We start from the raw sequence: 601 nt of genomic DNA, 5'->3' as shown, positions 1-601 counted from the left end.
CAACAGGTTGCCGATCTTCTGCAGGTTGCCAGCTCGACCGTTGTGGGGCAGCAAATGCTGCCAGCCACGGGTGAGATAATGCCGGTACTTCTCGGTACTGATACCCACCTGGATATTGAAGCTCAGCAGACGCAGGCGGCTGTCTGCCGGCAGGCCTGTGGATTCCAGGTGATGTTCGTTGACCTGCGGGTCATGCAGGCCAACCACACGTTCGGTACCCCAGCGACGCATGACAGGCCCCTTACTTGGCTGCGCGCTCTTTGGCGATCAGCTGGTCGGCAACATTGAGGGTCTGCTCAGGACCACCGGAGGTGCCCAGGTCGAAACGGTATTTGCCGTTGACGATCATGGTCGGAACGCCTTGCACGCCGTACTTCTGCGCCAGCTCTTTGGCCTGTTTGATCTGGCCCTTGATGGCGAAGGAGTTGAAGGTGGCCAGGAACTTGTCCTTGTCGACACCTTGGGTGGCCACGAAGTCAGCCATTTCGTCTGGCTTGGTCAGGCGCTTGCCCTGTTTCTGGATCGCATCGAATACTGCGTTGTGGACCTTGTGCTCCACACCCATGGCTTCCAGGGTCAGGAACAGCTGGCCGTGGGCATC

At 59.1% G+C, this 601-nt stretch carries 1 protein-coding gene and 1 pseudogene; both read right to left on the bottom strand.

Annotation, left to right across the window (positions count from 1 at the left end; genetic code table 11):
* Nucleotides 1-231, bottom strand: a pseudogene (locus SOP95_RS31510) (endonuclease/exonuclease/phosphatase family protein); the annotation flags it as partial.
* A 10-nt stretch (nt 232-241) separates the two neighbouring features.
* Nucleotides 242-601: thiol:disulfide interchange protein DsbA/DsbL (locus SOP95_RS31505; protein ID WP_323609515.1), on the bottom strand; the 360-nt coding region annotated here is incomplete at its 5' end.

The organism is Pseudomonas sp. YuFO8 (assembly GCF_035065025.1).
Classification (GTDB): Bacteria; Pseudomonadota; Gammaproteobacteria; order Pseudomonadales; family Pseudomonadaceae; genus Aquipseudomonas; species Aquipseudomonas putida_AE.
This window is presented reverse-complemented; position numbering and strand designations above follow the sequence as displayed.